This is a genomic window from Mesorhizobium sp. WSM1386, from assembly GCF_055901595.1.
The window spans coordinates 219,018-235,228 of sequence record NZ_CM148373.1 but is presented as its reverse complement, the minus strand read 5'-3'; the positions used below and the strand labels follow the sequence as shown (position 1 = coordinate 235,228).

The window sequence follows — 16,211 nt, the reverse complement described above, 5'->3', positions numbered from 1 at the left end:
CTGCCGTATCGGCGGGGAGGATGCGAACGAATGCGCCATTGGTGGTCGATCGCGGGCTGGCCGCTGGTTACGCTGGCGGTCGGTACGGCGATCGTTGTCTCGGCCGGTGTCGCCCGCGCCGGGGATGCCGCGGCACGGCGCATCATCGGCTTCTCGGCCGATGGCGCCTATTTCGCCTTCGAGCAGTATGGAACGCTCGACGCCGGCGCGTCGGATTCAGGCTACTCGGAGATCGACATCATCGACACCCGCACCGATCAGTTCGTTGGCGGCAAGCCCATTCTCGTCGTCGACGAAACCGAGGAGTCGACACTGACCCTGAAACAGGCCAGGGCGCAAGCGGCTGCCAAGGCGGCGCCGATCCTGGCGAAGTACGCCATTGCATCGCGGGGCACGCAAACAGCGTCCGACAGGTTCACCTTTCCCGGCGAGATCGTCGGCTACAACGACATTTCGCGTCTTGAGCAGGCGTCGCAGAAATGGCTTTCGCCGCTCTATGACGAGACCGAGGTTTCAACCATCCGGCTCGATGAGATCCTGGCCGACAGTGCGATCGATTGCTCAGCGAGTTTCAATGACATCCAGCAGGGTGACCAGGCGCTACAAGGCGACAAACCAGGCAAGGCGCTCGGCTTCCGGCTGACCTTGCAAGGCCAGGACGGCAAGCCGTTCAAGACCCTGCACGAAGACAAGGCCGTGCCCGGGTCGAGGAACTGCCCGACCTCCTACAGCCTGTCGGAATCCTATGAATTCACCCCTGTCGGCAAACCGGCGGTGATCGTTGTGCTCGTGCAGCGCTTCAGTCAGGGCTTTGAAGGGCGCGACCGCCGTTTCATTGCCGTGACCGGGCAGCCTCGCTGAAGATCGGTGGGTAGCACCTTACACCAGAATTCATTGGACAAATGCCGATTGCGCTAGATCGGCAGGGCCACAAGCATGAGGCCTACGCCGCCGAAGATCAAAATGGCCGCTGCCATCGCTTTTCGATGACGTTCGAAAGTCGTCGGAGCCCGCTCCCAGTTGTAACGCATACGCTATCTCCCCAAAACCCCGGGAGTCCTTACCTTACTCTGGGGAAGAAAAGCAACGGCCCCGTCGGCCAACTCCCTTGTCTGCGGCGTCGCGCCGACGACCATTTCTGGGATGATTTCGGCTGGACAGGTGGTGGAGGCATTTTGCAGCCGGCACGGGATCTGTCGCGGACGCAAGGCGCACGAGCCCATCCCCCGCCGGCCGATAGACAGCGCTCCACCGCCGCGCTATCTCATTTCGGGGTTCTTATGGCTTGGTGGGGTTGGTTATGGAAATTGCCTCTGGAACGGTTCTGCGGCTGGCCGACGACGCTTCGGTCCAGCATGTCGGCGACGGTGCCGTCGTGCTTCTGGCGCGCAGCGGCCAGCTCTATACATGCAACGGCACGACCGAAGCCTTTCTCGACAAGGTGGACGGCGCGCGCAGTCTCGATCAGATCGTCGGCCTGCTTTGCGAGGAGTTCGAGGTCGACAAGGGCACGCTGGATGAAGACATGGCGGCGCTGGCCACCGAACTGATCTCGGAAGGCATCCTTGCCGCCTCCGGTGCGTGATGGAGGTAGGTGCGTGATGGAGCTAGGTGCGTGATGGCCGACGGTCCGCTCCTGCGTGCCCTGTTTCGATGCCATCTCTGGGCAAGCGCGCGGCTGATGCCGGTCCTCATCGCAAACCGCAGCTTCGAGCAGGTGCTGAAATGGGCGCCGCTGGCCTCGTCGACACCCTATCGCGGTCTGCCGGCTGCCTACATCGTCGCCAGAGTCAACCGCACCGTCCGCCATCCCTGGCTGATGCGCGACCGCAGATGCCTGCGCGAGGGGCTGCTCGGCCATCGCTTCCTGCGTCTCGCCGGTTTCGATCCGGAGCTGCGCTTCGGCGTTGATCCGAAGTCGCTGCAGGCACCGCATCTGTCGGCGCATTGCTGGGTTTGTCTTGATGGCAGGCCGGTGGTCAGCGATCGCCTTCCGGGCATGGTGGAGATCTATCGTCACCATGCCGACCCCACAAAGGTGCGCCCCGCTTGACCATGCGCTCTGCCTGCTATGGCCTCAACGGCCAGATCCTCGGCATATCGGCCGAACGCCCCGACCTATGGGAGGATTTCGACAGGATGCTGGGCGTCCTGCGCATCACGGATCCCGTCGAGCCGGGCTTTCGTCTGGATATCACCGAGGCGGACGTTCTGCACGAGACCCCCGGCGGTTCGCTCGTCTTCGACGGCGAGATACCGGAGGACGGCCACTGCCGGATGATCGCCGATGGCGCCACGATCCACCTCGTCTTTCCCGGTCGCCAGACCGTAGCCATCAATGACGAGGAGGCTTGGGCCAAACTCCGGGTTCGGCCCGGCACGAAAGCCGCCTGGACGCCATCGATGCTGGTGCTGGACGCCGCCCTCGACGCCGGCGGCCAGCATATGCTGCATACGGCTGGCCTGACATTGCCGGGCCGTGATGCCCTCGTGCTGATCCATGCGCCGAGCGGCACCGGCAAGACCACCACGTCGCTGGCGCTGGCGACGCAAGGCTTTGGCCTCTGTTCCGACGACGCCATGATCCTGGATCTGACTTCGGGCAAGCCTGTGGCTTGGGGTCTGCCGCGGCACGTCAAGATCCACCAGATAACCGCCGAAATGATCCCGCAGGTGGCGCCATGCCTTGGCCCCTCCTGGGACCGCAATGGCGAACAGGCCGTCTCGCTGGAGCGGTTGAGCGAGATCGTGCGGATCGAAAGCCCGGTGGCCCGACCCGTGGCCGCCCTCCTGCACCTGGCGCGCTCCGCCGACAGTCAGACGCGGCTCGTCGCCATGGCCCGCACCGACGCGATGGTGGCGCTGGCGATGGACAACGTCCGCACCGGCATGACCGGCCTGCTGCCGCTGCAGAAACGCCGGCTGGCGACGATCGGCAAGCTGGTCTCGTCGGTGCCGACCTTCACGCTGGAAGTCGGTGCCCACCCGGCCGACGCCGCGGCGCTGATAAATGCCACATTGGCCAGGCAGGACTGAGCCGGAGCTTCAGGCTGGGTATGGCCTGGCCTTGGCCAGCCGCTGGATCCAGCGGAAGGCATCACGCCGCAGGCGTGAGCCGATCTTTTCCCTGGAATTGACCCTGAGCAGGGTGTTCGTGGTGATCAGCCGTTTGGCCAGCCTTATCGAAAGATCGGGCTTGATGCGGCCGGCGAGTTCAAGCGCACGGCGCTCGCCGAACAGCTCGCCGGTCACATTGAGCACGATCGCCAGTTCGAGTTCGATGCCGGTCATGCGGGCCGCGTCGAGCAGTCTGGCTTCCGCTTCGGGGGACTGCAGTGCCCGCACGCCTTGCAGCACATCGACGCAAAGCTGCAGCCGATGAAATTTGTGGCCGCCGGCGGCATGCACGATGGCGATCGTCAGCAGGGCTGCCGGCGTGTTGGTAGCATCGCCGTCGATGGCGCGCAATTCGCGGAAGCCGAGCGACAGGCGTCGGCGCATGCCCGTGTCGTGCACGAGGTCGCCATGCAGTTCCACCAGCAGGCTCGAATTCCCCTTTTCCAGCCATTTGAATTCCTGCAGCTGGTAGGATTCGGCTTCATTGCTGCCAAGCTCGAAGCCGCATGAAGCGATCGCCCGGTTTGCCCGTGCAAGGTTGGCCGGCTCGACGAGGATGTCGATGTCGGTGAACGGCCTGTCGGTGACGTGGCGATAGAGCTTTCCCGCAAAGACCGGGCCCTTGACGATCCGTGCCGGAATGCCCTCGGCGGTGAGCTCCTTCATGATGCGGCCGCCATGGTAATTCAGCAGCATCGATTGGCCGGTGGCGATCGGCGCTTTCTGGCGCAGTTCGTGAAGTTTGCTCTGCACGTTCGCATCCGATGTCAGATGCGCGTTGCCACGTTCATGGAGCTTGCGCAGCATGATCGGCAGAACGCCATGAAACTCCGCGTTGTCGAGCAGTGCCGACAAAGCCTCTGCCGACAAATCGTCCTCGACTGCCGCGGCCTCCGGATCGGCGAAGCGCAGCAGCAGTTTTTCTTCGGCGGAGTTGAGGAATGGCAGCATCAGCCCCGGGCGCCAAGTGGACGGCCCAGGATGGTTGCAGAAAAGCGCTGTGGAAGCCAGCGCTACATGCCCCACCGCAGTGCTGCCGTGTGGACGGGCGCATCCCACCAGCCGGTCATTTCATCGTCGAGCATGGTCAGCGTGACAGAGCAGCCGGCCATGTCGAGCGAGGTGACATAGGTGCCGACCAGCGAGCGGGCAATCGTCACGCCATGCCTCTCGAAGATACGACGCGCGCTGTTGTACATCAAGTAGAGCTCCATCAGCGGCGTGCCGCCGAAGCCATTGACGAACAGCAGCGCCGGGCCTTCCGCCTTGTCACCGAGATCGCCCAGGATCGCGGCGCAGATTTCCTCGGCGATGGCGTCAGCGCCCTTCAACGTATCGCGCCGGCGGCCGGGTTCTCCATGGATGCCGACGCCAAACTCCATCTCGCCGTCGCCGATGTCGAAGGTCGGCTTGCCGGCCGCCGGCACCGTGCCGCTGGTCAGCGCCACGCCCATCGAGCGAGTGGCGGCATTGACCCGGTCGCCCAGCGCCTTCAACGCCGGCAACGCCATGCCTTGTTCGGACGCCGCGCCGACGATCTTTTCCACCACCAGCGTGCCGGCGACGCCGCGCCGGCCGGTCGTGTAGGACGAATTCTCGACGGCGACGTCGTCATTGGTCACCACCTGCAGGATGCCGTCTGACATTTCCGCCGCCATGTCGAAGTTCATCACGTCGCCCTCATAATTCTTGACGATGAACAGGCAACCGGCACCGGTGTCGACTGCCTGCGCCGCCGCCAGCATCTGGTCAGGCGTTGGCGAGGTGAACACCTGGCCGGGGCAGGCGGCATCCAGCATGCCATGGCCGACAAAGCCGCCATGCAGCGGCTCGTGGCCGGAGCCGCCGCCGGAGATCAGCGCCACCTTGCCTGGCCGCAGGGTTCTGCGACGGATGAATTTATGCTCCTCGCCAAGCGCCAGGATACCGGCATGGGCGGCGACGAAACCATCGAGGCTCTCGGTCAGCACCGTGTCCACCGAATTCATAAATTTCTTCATGGCGTCCTCCCAAACAGTCCGGCAAGAATGGTCAGCCGCCACCCTTGCCGGTGATGCTGGTGATCTTCTGGATGAAGTCGTTGACCGCCCTGTCGAGCGCGGCATTCTGCTTGTCGTCGCCGAAATCCGGCACGACAAGCGAAACATGCCGCGTCTTGCGCATGCCAGCCGCGACCGACATCTTTCCCGGATGCGCCTGGTGGTAGGCGGCGAGGAACTGATCGCGTTCGGCCGGGCTGAAATGGCAGACGGAGAAAATTGCCGGCAAATGTTTTGACGGAATCGGGATCGAGTAGGTCGGACTGGAGATTTGCGTGACGAAGCTGCGGTGCTTGCCGAGCGCGTCGGCGAGACGCTGACGCATGCCGGACGGCCGCTGGTCGATGACATGCGACAGGATCGTCTTGTAGGCTCGGATCGCTTCTTCGGAACCGGGTTCGGGCGTCTTGTCGACCATGCCTGCCACGCCTACACCGAAATGTCCGCGATGGCCGCCTTGGCCATGGCGAGTTGCGCCGGCGGCACGGAGAGATCGCGCAAGCCGGCCTCGAGCAGCGCCGGGATCGAGGCGGGATCGCCGCCGGCATCGCCGCACAGGCTGACGGGAATACCATTGTCCCGTCCGAAGGCGGTGACCGAGCCGATCAGCCGCAGCACCGCGGGATGGCGGACCGAATTGAGATGCGCGACCGCGGCGTTGTCGCGCGCCGCCGCCATCACATATTGCGTCAGGTCGTTGGAGCCGATCGAGAAGAAGGCCGCGCCGGCCAAGACCTCCGGCGCGATGGCCACCGACGGCACTTCGACCATGATGCCGAGCGGCGGCATCCGCTGCGCTGTGCCGCGCGCGGTAAGGGCTGCCTGTTCGTCAGCGAACAAGCCGGCTGCGCGCTCATACTCCTCGGCCGTGGCGATCATTGGAAACATGACCCTGAGATTGCCGTGTGGCGCGGCGCGCAGCAATGCCCTGATCTGAACACGGAAGATATCGAGCCGCGCCAGCGACAGCCTGATCCCGCGCAGGCCGAGGAATGGGTTGCCTTCCTCGACGGTGAAGCCCGGCACCGGCTTGTCGCCGCCGGCATCGACGGTGCGGATCGTCACCGGCTTGTCGCCGGCCCATTCCAGCACCTTGCGATAGGCGCGATACTGGGTCTCCTCGTCCGGCAATGTCTTGCCGAACAGGAATTCCGTGCGCATCAGCCCGACACCGTCGCAGGTCGCGATGTCGATGGCGTCGACATCAGATGGGTCGGCGATGTTGACCTGGATGCGCACCGCCGTGCCGGCTTTGGTCAGCGCCGGCCTTGCCAGAAAGGTCTGCGCCTTGCCCTGGCGGGCCGCGAAGGAAGAGGACGACTGCCGGAAAGAGCCGATCTCGGCCGGCGAGGGCGCCAGCACGATATTGCCGTGCTCGGCGTCGAGCAGCGCCATGCCGGCCAGACCGGCGGGTGGTTCGCGTAGGCTCACGACCATCGGTACGCCGCGTGAGCGCGCCAGCATGGCGACATGGCTGGCGGTGCTGCCCGCCTTCAGCGCGATGCCGCCGCCGCTGCTCCAATCGGTTTCGAGAAAACGCGTCGGCGCGATGTCCTCGCCATAGAGAATGGCGCCGGCCGGGGCTGTGCTGGCACCGTCATCGGTCAGGGCATGCAGCACCTGGTCTCTGATATCGCGCAGGTCTCCGGCACGGGCGCGAAAATAATCCTGGTCGGAGGCTTCATAGCCGGCGATCTCGCCGTCGAGTGCCTGCCGCCAGGCCGCGTCGGCGGTCCGTCCGGAATCGATCGACGCGAAGGCTGGTCCGCTCAGCGCATCGTCTTCCAGCATGGCGATGTGGAATTCGAGTATGCCGGCGGCGTCGCTGTCGGCGGTTTCGACCATGGTCATGAGCCGGCTCACCGCCTTGCCGATCGCCGCCCTCAGTGATGCCTTCTCCTCCTCGGGAGTGGCCTTGCTGGTGTAGACTGCCGGCGGCCGGTCGAGCTCGAACAGCGGCCCCTCGGCATAGCCGGCCGAGGCCGGTACACCCTCAATCCGCATGGCCCGCATCCCCCGCGGGTCGATGCAGACGTGGGCCGGCCTCACGCCGACCGGACATGACCGGCACCCTCGTCGAAATCGCGCCGCACCAGTTCGACCAGCGCGTCGACGGCATCATTGGCGCCGTCGCCGCTGGCCCTGATGTGCAGCACCGTGCCCTTCGGCGCCTTGGCCGCCATCACCTTGACGATGCTCTTGGCGTCGAACCACGGCCCGTTGGCGGCAAGCGCTATTTCCACGTCGGCGGCAAAGGTCTTGGCGAGCTTGGTGAATTTCACCGAAGGACGCGCATGCAGGCCCACATCATGGGTGATCAGGACGGTCGCTTCGGCGGCTGCGGACATGTCTTTCAAAATTCCCGTTTACTCACGACGGCGACAATTCATGCGCCGTCGCCACCACTTCCCGAAGAGAGGCGCCGCCGGATGCCTCGGTCGCCGCCATCACCGCGCCTTCGACGATCGGCGCGTTGCAGACGATGATCTTCTGCGCGCGGGGTTCGCCGATCATCTCCACCGCCATTTCCGAGTTGGTCTCGGCGCCACCGAGATCGACCAGTATGGCGACGCCGGCTTCCGACCAGGCCTTGTCGATGGCGCCCATGATCGCCTCGACATTGGTGCCGAGCCCGCCATGGCCGTTTCCGCCGCACCATGCAAGCGGCACTTCGTTGCCCACCATCTGGCGCACCATGTCGGCCGTGCCTTCCGCGACCAGCGGCGAATGCGACACGATCACGATCCCGACATTGCTCATGCGCTTTCCCCGATCGCTTGTCCCACCGTGCGCACCAGCAGTGCCGTCGAGCGCGCGCCGGGATCCATGTGGCCGATCGAGCGGTCGCCGAGGAACGAGGCGCGGCCACGCTGAGCCTTCATCGGCACGGTCGCCTCGGCCGCAGCGTCGGCGATGTCGGCTATCTCGGCCGCGGTCTTTCCCCCGGCCAATGCGTCATGCACCGGCTGCAGCACATCGAGCATGGTTTTTTGGCCAACCTGCGACTTGCCGCGCGCCGCCACCGCTTCGATCGCCTTGCCGAAGGCAGCCGTCAGATTGGCGCGATCGGGCTCCGCCGAAATCTCCTTGCCGAGCGCCATGAACAATGTGCCGAACAACGGACCGGAAGCGCCGCCCACCGTCATCACCAGCTTGGTCCCGATCGCCTTCAAGGCCTCGGGCAGCGGCTTTGCCGCGAACGCATCCGCCTCGGCCCGCACGGCCTCGAAGCCGCGCTTCATGTTCAGCCCATGGTCGCCATCGCCGATCGCCTGGTCGAGCGCCGTCAATTCCTCGGCGTGGGCAGCGATCGTATCCGCCGCGGCCGCGACCAGACTGGCAAGGTTCAACATCGCCATGTCGCCCAGACTCCCGGTTTCCACCTTGCCGGCAGTAGCGAAAGAACGGTCATTCGGCAACGGGTGCATGGGTCAGGCCGCGACAAGCAGCGTGGCGGCCGCCGCGAACACCTCGGCCACGGCATGGGCGCCGGGATCGGCCACGCCCTGCAACTGGCTGCCGACATAGGCCGACCGCCCGGCCTTCGCCTTCTCCATGGCGGCAGTCGCCTCGGCGCCGCGCCGGGCCGCCGCTGCCGCTTCTTCCAGCCCGTTGGCGTCGAGCGCTTTCAGGGCTGGCTCCAGGGCATCGACCATCGTGCGGTCGCCAAGCTGTGCGCCGCCATAAAAAGTCATTCGCTCAAGTCCGGCAAGCAGCGCCTTGGCCAAATCAGCGCCGCCATCCAGAGCCTGGGCCGCCGCGGTGAAGAAGATCGACAGCAGCACCCCGCTGGAGCCGCCCATCGATGCGCTCAATACGTCACCTATTGCCCCAAGGGTTGCCGCGGGTTCGGCAAGCGGCAGCGTATCGAGACGTTCGAGGATGCTGCGCGCACCGGTCGCCACCGTCGAGCCGGTGTCGCCGTCGCCCGCCTTGGCGTCGAGCCCGTTCAACGTGGCTTCAAGCGAAATCAGCCTTTCGCAGACCGTGACGATCACGCGCCTGGTGCCGGCGTCCTGGCTGGCCTTGTATGCAGCACTTTGTCCAGCTGCTTTCGCCATTGGCACGATGGCAGGCGCTGCGACCGGCTTGGCCTGCATCCAGGCATGCGGACCGACCGGCGCCAGCAAGGCTGTCTCACGCGCGGCGTCGAGCTGGATCAGCGACAGCGAGAAGCCGTTCATGTTGAGTGCCGTCATCAGCGGGCCGGGCCCGACGGTCAGTTTGACCGCCTTGCCGAGCGGCGAGGCAAGCACCGCATTGGCGATGACAGACATTTCGAGCGGCGGCACGGAGCCGAGATTGTTGATCAGCAAGGCATAGGCGGCCTTCGGATCGAGCCGCACCGCCAGGCGCTCCGCCATGATCGCCACCAGCCTGTCGGCGCTTTGCACCGCGATGCGCTCGACGCCCGGCTCGCCATGAATGCCGAGGCCGAGCTCGCCGTCGTTTTCGCCAAACCGGTCCTCATGCGGCTGCCCGGGAATGGAGCAGGACGACAGCGACATGCCGAGCGAGGCGATGTCGTTCGCCGCTGCCCGGGCCGCTGTCGCGATATCGGCCAGATCGTGACCGGCTTCCGACAGGTGTCCCGCGATCTTGTGGACGAACAAGGTGCCGGCAACACCGCGCGGCTGGGCGATGTCGGGCAATGCGATGTCGTCGGCGACGATCACCGTCTCGACGCGAAAGCCTTCGGCGCGCGCCTTCTCGGCGGCCAGGCCGAAATTGAGACGGTCGCCGGTGTAGTTCTTGACGATCAGCAGGCAGCCGGCCGGTCCGGTGACTGTGCGGATGGCCGCCAGCACCGCCTCGACGCTCGGCGAGGCGAAGATCTCGCCGGAGACCGCCGCCGTCAGCATGCCCTTGCCGACGAAGCCCGCATGCGACGGCTCATGCCCGGCGCCGCCGCCGGAAACGACGCTGACTTTCGACTTGTCCCAGTCGGCGCGCAGCACGACCTTGAGCTCGGGATAGCCGTCGAGGCGCGCCAGTTCGCCTGAGCCGATGGTCCGCAACAGGCCATCCAGCGCCTCGGTGACGATCGTTTCCCTGCGGTTAAAAAAGTGCTTCATCGAATTCGTCCCGTATTCGCAATCGTCAATCACAAGCCGGCATTATCCTTTGGGGGAAAACACCGAAAACCGTTCACATCAGTCGTTGTCCGTCGGCGCCGAAATAGAGCGGCGAGCGGTAGCGGATCACCACTCTGTCGCCTTGCGACAGGTCCGTGTCCGGGTCGGTCAGCGTCACCAGTTTCTTCGGGCCGACCGTCACATGCAGGTGGTTCTGGTCGCCGAGATGCTCGACCCAGTCGACGACGCCGTCGGCATGGCCATTCATGGCTTTTTCGATCGTCAAATGTTCGGTGCGCGCGCCGATCGTCCTGGTGCCCGCCGGCGCGCCGCCATCGGGCAGCAGCCCCGCCGGCAGCAGATTGATCGCCGGCTGGCCGAGCCTTGCCGCGACATGCAGGTTCGCCGGCTCGGAATAGATCGTTCTCGGCGACCCGATCTGCACCAGCACGCCGTCCGCAAGGATGCCGATGCGGTCGGCCATCGTCATCGCCTCGATCTGGTCATGCGTGACGTAGAGCATGGTGGCGCCAAGTTCGGACTGGATGCGCTTCAGCTCGAGCCGCAGATCCGCGCGCAGTTTGGCGTCGAGCGACGACAGCGGCTCGTCCATCAGATAGATGGCGGGCTTGCGCACCAGGGCGCGGCCGATGGCGACGCGCTGCATTTCGCCGCCCGACAGCTTGGTCGAGCGGTTGGCGAGCTTGTGGTGGATGCGCACCATCTTCGCCACCTCCTCGACCCGCCGGCGGATCTGGTCCTCCGGTATTTTCCGGGCCGGCGAGCGCAGCGGAAAGGCGAGATTGTCGAACACCGACAAATGCGGATAGAGCGAGTATTGCTGGAACACGAAGGCGGTGTCGCGCTCGGCCGGCGACAGCGTCGTCGCATTGTGGCCGCCGATCTCGATCGTGCCGCTATCCGGCCGCTCCAGCCCGGCGATCAGGCGCAGCGTCGTCGTCTTGCCGGCCCCCGTCGGCCCGAGCAGCACGACGAATTCGCCGTCTTCTATGTGCAGGTCCAGACCGTCGACGGCGACATGCTCGCCAAAGCTCTTGGTCACGTTCTTGATATGAACGTCAGCCATGCTGCGCTCTCCCTTGAGAGGCGGTATCGTGAACAGCGGTTCTCACCGCGCGTCCCGATCCCTTGTCAAACAGCGACAGCCGTGCGCTGTTCAATGTCAGGCCGACATGGTCGCCCGCATTGAGCCGGATCTCGGCCGGCACGCGCGCCTTGATGATGCCGTCCGCCGTTTCCACCGCGACGATCTGCGTCGTGCCGAGATATTCGGTGCCGTAGATGGCGCCGCGAAGCTTCGAGGCGTCGTCGAAGCGGATATGCTCAGGTCGGATGCCAAGCGCCATGTCGGCCGGCGCAATGTCCTCGCGCACCTCCGGCACCGCGACCTTCGCGCCCTGGACGACAATCTCCTTCGCGCCCTTGGTGAGCCCGCCACCGAAGCCGAGGAAATTCATCGGCGGCGAACCTATGAAGTCGGCGACGAACATCGTCGCCGGGCGATCGTAGATTTCGCGGGGTGTTCCGAACTGTTCGATGACGCCATGGTTCATGACAGCGATCTTGTCGGCCATCGACATCGCTTCCATCTGGTCATGCGTGACATAGACCGTGGTGGCATGGATGCGGTTGTGCAGCTCGCGCAGCTCATGGACCATCAAATCGCGGAATTCGGTATCGAGCGTGCCGAGCGGCTCGTCCATCAGGAAGCATTTCGGCCGCCGCACGATGGCGCGGCCGAGCGCCACGCGCTGGCGGTCGCCGCCGGCAAGGCCCGAGACGGATTTGTTGAGCAGATGATCAATGCGCAGGAGTTTTGCCGTCTCCTCGACCCGGGTTCGGATTTCGGCCGCCGGCATGCCTTGCGCCAGGAGCGGGAAACCGATGTTCTTGCGCACATTCATGTGTGGGTAGAGCGCGAACAGCTGGAACACGAAGGCGATGTCGCGCTCGCGGGCCCGCAGCATGGTGACGTCGTCGCCGCCGAGCAGGATCTCGCCGCCGGTCGGCAGTTCGAGCCCGGCGATCATGCGCAAGGTCGTCGTCTTGCCGCAGCCCGAAGGCCCAAGCATGACGAAGAACTCGCCATCCTCCACGACGAAGTTGGAATCCTGCACGGCGACGAAATCGCCGAAGGCCTTTCTCAAATGTTGGACGCGGATCTCGGCCATGATTATTCCGGGAACTTCGAGACGATGATGAACATCACGGTGCCGGCGAGCATGGTGATGAAGGAATAGGTGTAGAGCGACAGCGCGAAGGGCTGGAACAGCATCAGGAAGCCGATGGCGATCAGCGCCGTGGCGACGTTTTCCATCAGGCCGCGCCTGGCCCAACGGGGCCATGATGTTTTCCTGGAGATGGCGAGGCGGGTCATGCGTAGCTCCCTTCCTTCTCGCCGTTCAAGCGGAGAGATGGTTGCGGGGTGGTTCCCCCACTCCGTCGCTGCTTCGCAGCGCCACCTCTCCCCCCTCCGGAGGGAGAGGAAGGGAGCCTGGCTGAATGAAGTTCGCGCCCTTCCTCTACCCCGTCGATCGGGGGAGAGGTGTCGAGCGAAGCTCGACGGAGTGGGGGTCGACCTCGCACATCACTCATTTCCGCACCGCCCCAAAAGTGATGCCGCGCAGCAATTGCTTGCGAAGCAGAATGGTGAAAACCAGGATCGGCACCAGGAAGATCGTCGTGCCGGCCGCAACCGCCGGCCAGTCCTGGCCGCCCTCGCCGATGATGGTCGGGATGAAGGGCGGTGCCGTCTGCGCCGTGCCGGAGGTCAGGAGCGCCGCGAACGCATATTCGTTCCAGGCGAAGATCAGGCAGAAGATTGCGGTTGCGGCAATGCCGGTCGTCGCCTGCGGCAGCACGGTGCGCCAGAAGGCCTGCAGCCGCGTGTAGCCGTCGATCATCGCCGCCTCTTCGTATTCGCGCGGGATCTCGTCGATGAAGCCTTTCAGGAGCCACACCGCCAGCGAGACATTGACCGCCGTGTAGAGCAGGATCATGCCGAGTGCGGTGTCGGAGAGGCCAAGCTCGCGGTACATCAGGTAGATCGGGATGGCGACGGCGATCGGCGGCATGAAGCGCGTCGACAGGATGAAGAACAGAAGGTCGTCGGCAAGCGGCACCTTGAAGCGCGAGAAGCCATAGGCCGACAGCGTGCCGAGGAAGACGGCGCAAAAGGTCGAGCCGAAGGCGATGATCAGCGAGTTGGCGAAGCGCGGCAGGAAGTTGGACGGGCCGGCGATCACCATATTGCGCTTGCGCACCGTCTCGTCGCAGAAGCCGGTCGCCGGTCCCAGCGAGTTGATGTACTCCGGCGTTTGCCGTGTGCGCGTCGTGAACAGGTTGCAGTAACCTTCGATGCTTGGCTGGAACAGGACCTTGGGCGGATAGGCGATCGAGTCCGGCGGCGTCTTGAAGCTGGTAGCGAAGATCCACAACAGCGGCACGATCGAGATCAACGCGTAGGCGATGATGATCGCGCCGGCGATGCGCTTCGAGTTGGCCGAGGGGGCGACGACCGAATGGGCAGTGGTCAGGCTCATCTCTGCTTCACCTTGTTGAGCGCCTTGACGTAGATGTTGGCGAGGCCAAACACTGCGACGAACAGGATGATGGCGAAGGCCGAGGAATAGCCGGTGCGCCAGCTTTCGAAAGCCTGCCGCTTCAGCGTGATCGAGGCGACTTCGGTGGTCGATCCAGGCCCGCCGCCGGTCAACAGATTGACCATGTCGAACATCTTGAAGTTCTCGATGCCGCGAAACAGCACCGCCAGCATGATGAAGGGCAGCGCCATAGGCAGCGTGATCGACCAGAATTGCCGCCAGTTGGAGGCGCGGTCGACCTCGGCCGCCTCATAGATGTATTCGGGGATCGAGCGCAGCCCGGCGAGGCAGATCAGCATCACGTAGGGTGTCCACATCCAGGTATCGACGATGATGATCGACCACGGCGCCAGCGACACGTTGGAGAGCATCTGGATGCTTGTCGGTGGAATGCCGGAGACGAACGAGATGACATAAGAGAACAAGCCGATCTGCGGTTCGTAGAGGAAGCGCCAGAAATTGCCGACCACCGCTGGCGACAGCATCATCGGTACCAGGATCAGCGTCGTCCAGAAGGCGTGGCCGCGGAACTTCCTGTCGATCAGCCAGGCCAGCGTGAAGCCGATCAGCGTCTGCAAAAGGATCGTCCAGAACACGAAATGCGCGGTCGTCTGCATGGCGATCCAGATATCCTTGTCGCCGAGGATGCGCTGGTAGTTGGCAAAGCCGAGATTCTTCACCACTTCGTTGGGCCGGTTGGCCCGGTAATTGGTGAAGGAGAGATAGATCGCCCAGAACAGTGGGAAGATGTTGATGGCGAGCAGCAACAGGATCGTCGGCGAAATGAACAGCCAGGCGAGGCCCTTGTCGCTGATGCCCCGGACCTTGCGGGCCAACGGTTCCGGGGTCGCCCGGGCAACGTTCTCCGCGGTCCGATTGAGCATGGTGAGTCCTGCTTCGGTCACTTTAAAAACGTCTCTGTCATGGAATTTATCTGAACCGCGTCCCGTGCCAAGGGTGGCACGGGACGCTCGGCTTAGCTCGGGAGGAGCCGGTTACATCTTGCCGTCGTCCTGGAACACCTGCGTCCAGTCCTTGACCAGGCCGTCAAGCGCGACCTTGGCTGAACCCTGACCGGCGACGACATAGTCGTGGAAGCGCTTCTGCGAGGCCTGCAGCAGCGGGGCGTAGCTCGGCTCGGCCCAGAAGTCCTTCACGATGGCCATCGAGTCGAGGAAGGTCTGCGCGTAGGGCTGGCTGGCCGGGAATTTCGGATCCTTCACCACGGCGTTCAGGCAGGAATAGCCGCCAAGCGACCACCACTTGGCCTGCACGTCCTTGTTGGCGAACCACTTGATGTATTTCAGCGCCGATTCCTGCTTGTCGGAATAGGACACCACCGAAATGCCCTGGCCGCCGAGCTGGGCGAACTGTTCGCCGTCGGGGCCCTTGGGATTGACGAAATAGCCGATCTTGTCGCCGCCGACATTCTCGTCCTTCTGCAGGCCTGGCCAGGTGAAGGCGAAGTTCATGTGCATCGCCACCTGGCCGGATTTGAAGGCATCGACGCCTTCGCCCATGTAGCTGTTCGACGCGCCCGGCGGGGTGCAGCAATCATAGAGGGCCTTGTAGAACTCCAGCCCCTTCACCGACTTGTCGGAATTGACGAAGCCTTCCATCTCGTAGGGCTTCTTCGGGTTCTCGTACTGGAAGCCGTAGCTGTAGAGCACGTCCATGGCGCCCATGGTGATGCCTTCGGAGCCGCGCTCGGTATAGATCGAGGCGCCATAGACGGTCTTGCCGTCGATCTGCCGCTTCTGGAAGAATTCGGCGATCTGCTTCAACTGGTCGAAGGTGGCCGGCGGGCCGAGATCCCAGCCATACTTCTCCTTGAATTCCTTCTGCAGTTCCGGCTTGGAGAACCAGTCCTTGCGATAGGTCCAGCCGACGACGTCGCCCATGGCCGGCAGCGCCCAGTAGTTCGGCGTGTTCTTCGGCCATTCCGAATAGCCGACCACGGTTGCCGGCACGAAGTCGTCCATGCTGATCTTCTCCTTGTCGAAGAAGTCGTTCAGCTTGACGTAGTGGCCGTTCTCGGCGGCGCCGCCGATCCACTGGCTGTCGCCGATGATCAGGTCGCAGAGCTTGCCGTGCGAGTTCAGCTCGTTGAGGAAGCGGTCGGCGTAGTTGGTCCACGGCACGAACTCGAATTTCATGCCGATGCCGGTTTCCTTGGTAAAATCCTTGGACAGTTCGACAAGCGCGTTTGCCGGATCCCAGGCGGCCCAGCACAGCGTCAGGTCTTCAGCGTGCGCAGCGTTCGAGACGGCTGTCGACGCGGATATCGCCGAGGTCAGTCCCAACGCCAGTTTAAAGCTCGATTTCATGCCTTCCTCCCATTTGCGAAACGCGCCCGG

Annotated in this window: 18 protein-coding genes; 4 read left to right on the top strand and 14 right to left on the bottom strand. The window is 64.2% G+C overall.

Annotation, left to right across the window (positions count from 1 at the left end; translation table 11 throughout):
• Positions 1-30: 30 nt before the first annotated feature.
• The 4 genes from AC0NIH_RS01100 to AC0NIH_RS01085 all read left to right on the top strand — a co-directional run bounded on the left by AC0NIH_RS01100 (position 31) and on the right by AC0NIH_RS01085 (position 3,036).
• On the top strand, positions 31-861 hold the full coding sequence (locus AC0NIH_RS01100; protein WP_473466249.1) for a DUF2259 domain-containing protein: 831 nt from the start codon (positions 31-33) through the stop codon (positions 859-861).
• Positions 862-1,300: 439 nt separating this feature from the next.
• Complete coding sequence (locus tag AC0NIH_RS01095; RefSeq protein WP_023767531.1) at positions 1,301-1,585, top strand: PqqD family protein; 285 nt, start codon at positions 1,301-1,303, stop codon at positions 1,583-1,585.
• 33 nt (positions 1,586-1,618) lie between these two features.
• A complete protein-coding gene (locus AC0NIH_RS01090; RefSeq protein ID WP_224687766.1) occupies positions 1,619-2,053 on the top strand; it encodes a lasso peptide biosynthesis B2 protein in 435 nt (144 codons plus the stop codon).
• A 2-nt stretch (positions 2,054-2,055) separates the two neighbouring features.
• Positions 2,056-3,036 carry a serine kinase gene (locus AC0NIH_RS01085; protein ID WP_473466336.1) on the top strand — a complete coding sequence of 327 codons (981 nt, stop codon included), beginning with the start codon at positions 2,056-2,058 and terminating at the stop codon, positions 3,034-3,036.
• Between the two features lie 9 nt (positions 3,037-3,045).
• Here AC0NIH_RS01085 and AC0NIH_RS01080 read toward each other — a convergent pair whose 3' ends face one another.
• The 14 genes from AC0NIH_RS01080 to AC0NIH_RS01015 form a co-directional block, all read right to left on the bottom strand.
• On the bottom strand, positions 3,046-4,068 hold the full coding sequence (locus tag AC0NIH_RS01080) for a nucleotidyltransferase family protein (protein ID WP_473466251.1): 1,023 nt from the start codon (positions 4,066-4,068) through the stop codon (positions 3,046-3,048).
• 62 nt (positions 4,069-4,130) lie between these two features.
• Positions 4,131-5,117, bottom strand: coding sequence for a dihydroxyacetone kinase subunit DhaK (gene dhaK, locus AC0NIH_RS01075; RefSeq protein ID WP_473466253.1), 987 nt, complete (start codon positions 5,115-5,117; stop codon positions 4,131-4,133).
• Positions 5,118-5,148: 31 nt separating this feature from the next.
• Positions 5,149-5,574, bottom strand: coding sequence for a hypothetical protein (locus AC0NIH_RS01070; RefSeq protein ID WP_013891462.1), 426 nt, complete (start codon positions 5,572-5,574; stop codon positions 5,149-5,151).
• A gap of 11 nt (positions 5,575-5,585) precedes the next feature.
• Positions 5,586-7,160: a phosphoenolpyruvate--protein phosphotransferase gene (gene ptsP / locus AC0NIH_RS01065; protein WP_473466254.1), complete on the bottom strand. Its 1,575-nt coding sequence runs from the start codon at positions 7,158-7,160 to the stop codon at positions 5,586-5,588.
• Positions 7,161-7,201: 41 nt separating this feature from the next.
• The gene (locus AC0NIH_RS01060) at positions 7,202-7,504 is read right to left on the bottom strand and encodes an HPr family phosphocarrier protein (RefSeq protein ID WP_023767537.1); all 303 of its coding nucleotides are present in this window, start codon (positions 7,502-7,504) and stop codon (positions 7,202-7,204) included.
• A gap of 22 nt (positions 7,505-7,526) precedes the next feature.
• Entirely contained in the window at positions 7,527-7,916 is a 390-nt protein-coding gene (dhaM, locus tag AC0NIH_RS01055; RefSeq protein ID WP_352448466.1) for a dihydroxyacetone kinase phosphoryl donor subunit DhaM, read from the bottom strand.
• Positions 7,913-8,515 (bottom strand): dihydroxyacetone kinase subunit DhaL, encoded by a 603-nt coding sequence (gene dhaL / locus AC0NIH_RS01050; protein WP_473466257.1) that lies wholly within the window; start codon positions 8,513-8,515, stop codon positions 7,913-7,915. The genes dhaM and dhaL overlap by 4 nt, the downstream gene beginning before the upstream one ends.
• 72 nt (positions 8,516-8,587) lie before the next feature.
• Complete coding sequence (locus tag AC0NIH_RS01045) at positions 8,588-10,231, bottom strand: dihydroxyacetone kinase subunit DhaK (RefSeq protein ID WP_473466260.1); 1,644 nt, start codon at positions 10,229-10,231, stop codon at positions 8,588-8,590.
• 73 nt (positions 10,232-10,304) lie between these two features.
• Positions 10,305-11,318: an ABC transporter ATP-binding protein gene (locus AC0NIH_RS01040; RefSeq protein ID WP_473466262.1), complete on the bottom strand. Its 1,014-nt coding sequence runs from the start codon at positions 11,316-11,318 to the stop codon at positions 10,305-10,307.
• Positions 11,311-12,423 (bottom strand): ABC transporter ATP-binding protein, encoded by a 1,113-nt coding sequence (locus AC0NIH_RS01035; protein ID WP_224687758.1) that lies wholly within the window; start codon positions 12,421-12,423, stop codon positions 11,311-11,313. The genes AC0NIH_RS01040 and AC0NIH_RS01035 overlap by 8 nt, the downstream gene beginning before the upstream one ends.
• Positions 12,424-12,425: 2 nt before the next feature.
• The gene (locus AC0NIH_RS01030; RefSeq protein WP_023767542.1) at positions 12,426-12,629 is read right to left on the bottom strand and encodes a hypothetical protein; all 204 of its coding nucleotides are present in this window, start codon (positions 12,627-12,629) and stop codon (positions 12,426-12,428) included.
• 214 nt (positions 12,630-12,843) lie between these two features.
• Positions 12,844-13,794 carry a carbohydrate ABC transporter permease gene (locus tag AC0NIH_RS01025; RefSeq protein ID WP_013891454.1) on the bottom strand — a complete coding sequence of 317 codons (951 nt, stop codon included), beginning with the start codon at positions 13,792-13,794 and terminating at the stop codon, positions 12,844-12,846.
• Positions 13,791-14,738 carry a carbohydrate ABC transporter permease gene (locus tag AC0NIH_RS01020; RefSeq protein ID WP_031258105.1) on the bottom strand — a complete coding sequence of 316 codons (948 nt, stop codon included), beginning with the start codon at positions 14,736-14,738 and terminating at the stop codon, positions 13,791-13,793. Before AC0NIH_RS01020 ends, AC0NIH_RS01025 begins: the two co-directional genes overlap by 4 nt.
• A gap of 111 nt (positions 14,739-14,849) precedes the next feature.
• Positions 14,850-16,181: an ABC transporter substrate-binding protein gene (locus tag AC0NIH_RS01015; protein ID WP_473466267.1), complete on the bottom strand. Its 1,332-nt coding sequence runs from the start codon at positions 16,179-16,181 to the stop codon at positions 14,850-14,852.
• Positions 16,182-16,211: the final 30 nt, after the last annotated feature.

Coding starts and splice junctions, on each gene's coding strand:
- AC0NIH_RS01100 (WP_473466249.1), top strand. CDS start 31: ATGCGCCATTGGTGGTCGATCGCGGGCTGGCCGCTGGTTACGCTGGCG.
- AC0NIH_RS01095 (WP_023767531.1), top strand. CDS start 1,301: ATGGAAATTGCCTCTGGAACGGTTCTGCGGCTGGCCGACGACGCTTCG.
- AC0NIH_RS01090 (WP_224687766.1), top strand. CDS start 1,619: ATGGCCGACGGTCCGCTCCTGCGTGCCCTGTTTCGATGCCATCTCTGG.
- AC0NIH_RS01085 (WP_473466336.1), top strand. CDS start 2,056: ATGCGCTCTGCCTGCTATGGCCTCAACGGCCAGATCCTCGGCATATCG.
- AC0NIH_RS01080 (WP_473466251.1), bottom strand. CDS start 4,068: ATGCTGCCATTCCTCAACTCCGCCGAAGAAAAACTGCTGCTGCGCTTC.
- dhaK (WP_473466253.1), bottom strand. CDS start 5,117: ATGAAGAAATTTATGAATTCGGTGGACACGGTGCTGACCGAGAGCCTC.
- AC0NIH_RS01070 (WP_013891462.1), bottom strand. CDS start 5,574: ATGGTCGACAAGACGCCCGAACCCGGTTCCGAAGAAGCGATCCGAGCC.
- ptsP (WP_473466254.1), bottom strand. CDS start 7,160: ATGCGGATTGAGGGTGTACCGGCCTCGGCCGGCTATGCCGAGGGGCCG.
- AC0NIH_RS01060 (WP_023767537.1), bottom strand. CDS start 7,504: ATGTCCGCAGCCGCCGAAGCGACCGTCCTGATCACCCATGATGTGGGC.
- dhaM (WP_352448466.1), bottom strand. CDS start 7,916: ATGAGCAATGTCGGGATCGTGATCGTGTCGCATTCGCCGCTGGTCGCG.
- dhaL (WP_473466257.1), bottom strand. CDS start 8,515: ATGGCGATGTTGAACCTTGCCAGTCTGGTCGCGGCCGCGGCGGATACG.
- AC0NIH_RS01045 (WP_473466260.1), bottom strand. CDS start 10,231: ATGAAGCACTTTTTTAACCGCAGGGAAACGATCGTCACCGAGGCGCTG.
- AC0NIH_RS01040 (WP_473466262.1), bottom strand. CDS start 11,318: ATGGCTGACGTTCATATCAAGAACGTGACCAAGAGCTTTGGCGAGCAT.
- AC0NIH_RS01035 (WP_224687758.1), bottom strand. CDS start 12,423: ATGGCCGAGATCCGCGTCCAACATTTGAGAAAGGCCTTCGGCGATTTC.
- AC0NIH_RS01030 (WP_023767542.1), bottom strand. CDS start 12,629: ATGACCCGCCTCGCCATCTCCAGGAAAACATCATGGCCCCGTTGGGCC.
- AC0NIH_RS01025 (WP_013891454.1), bottom strand. CDS start 13,794: ATGAGCCTGACCACTGCCCATTCGGTCGTCGCCCCCTCGGCCAACTCG.
- AC0NIH_RS01020 (WP_031258105.1), bottom strand. CDS start 14,738: ATGCTCAATCGGACCGCGGAGAACGTTGCCCGGGCGACCCCGGAACCG.
- AC0NIH_RS01015 (WP_473466267.1), bottom strand. CDS start 16,181: ATGAAATCGAGCTTTAAACTGGCGTTGGGACTGACCTCGGCGATATCC.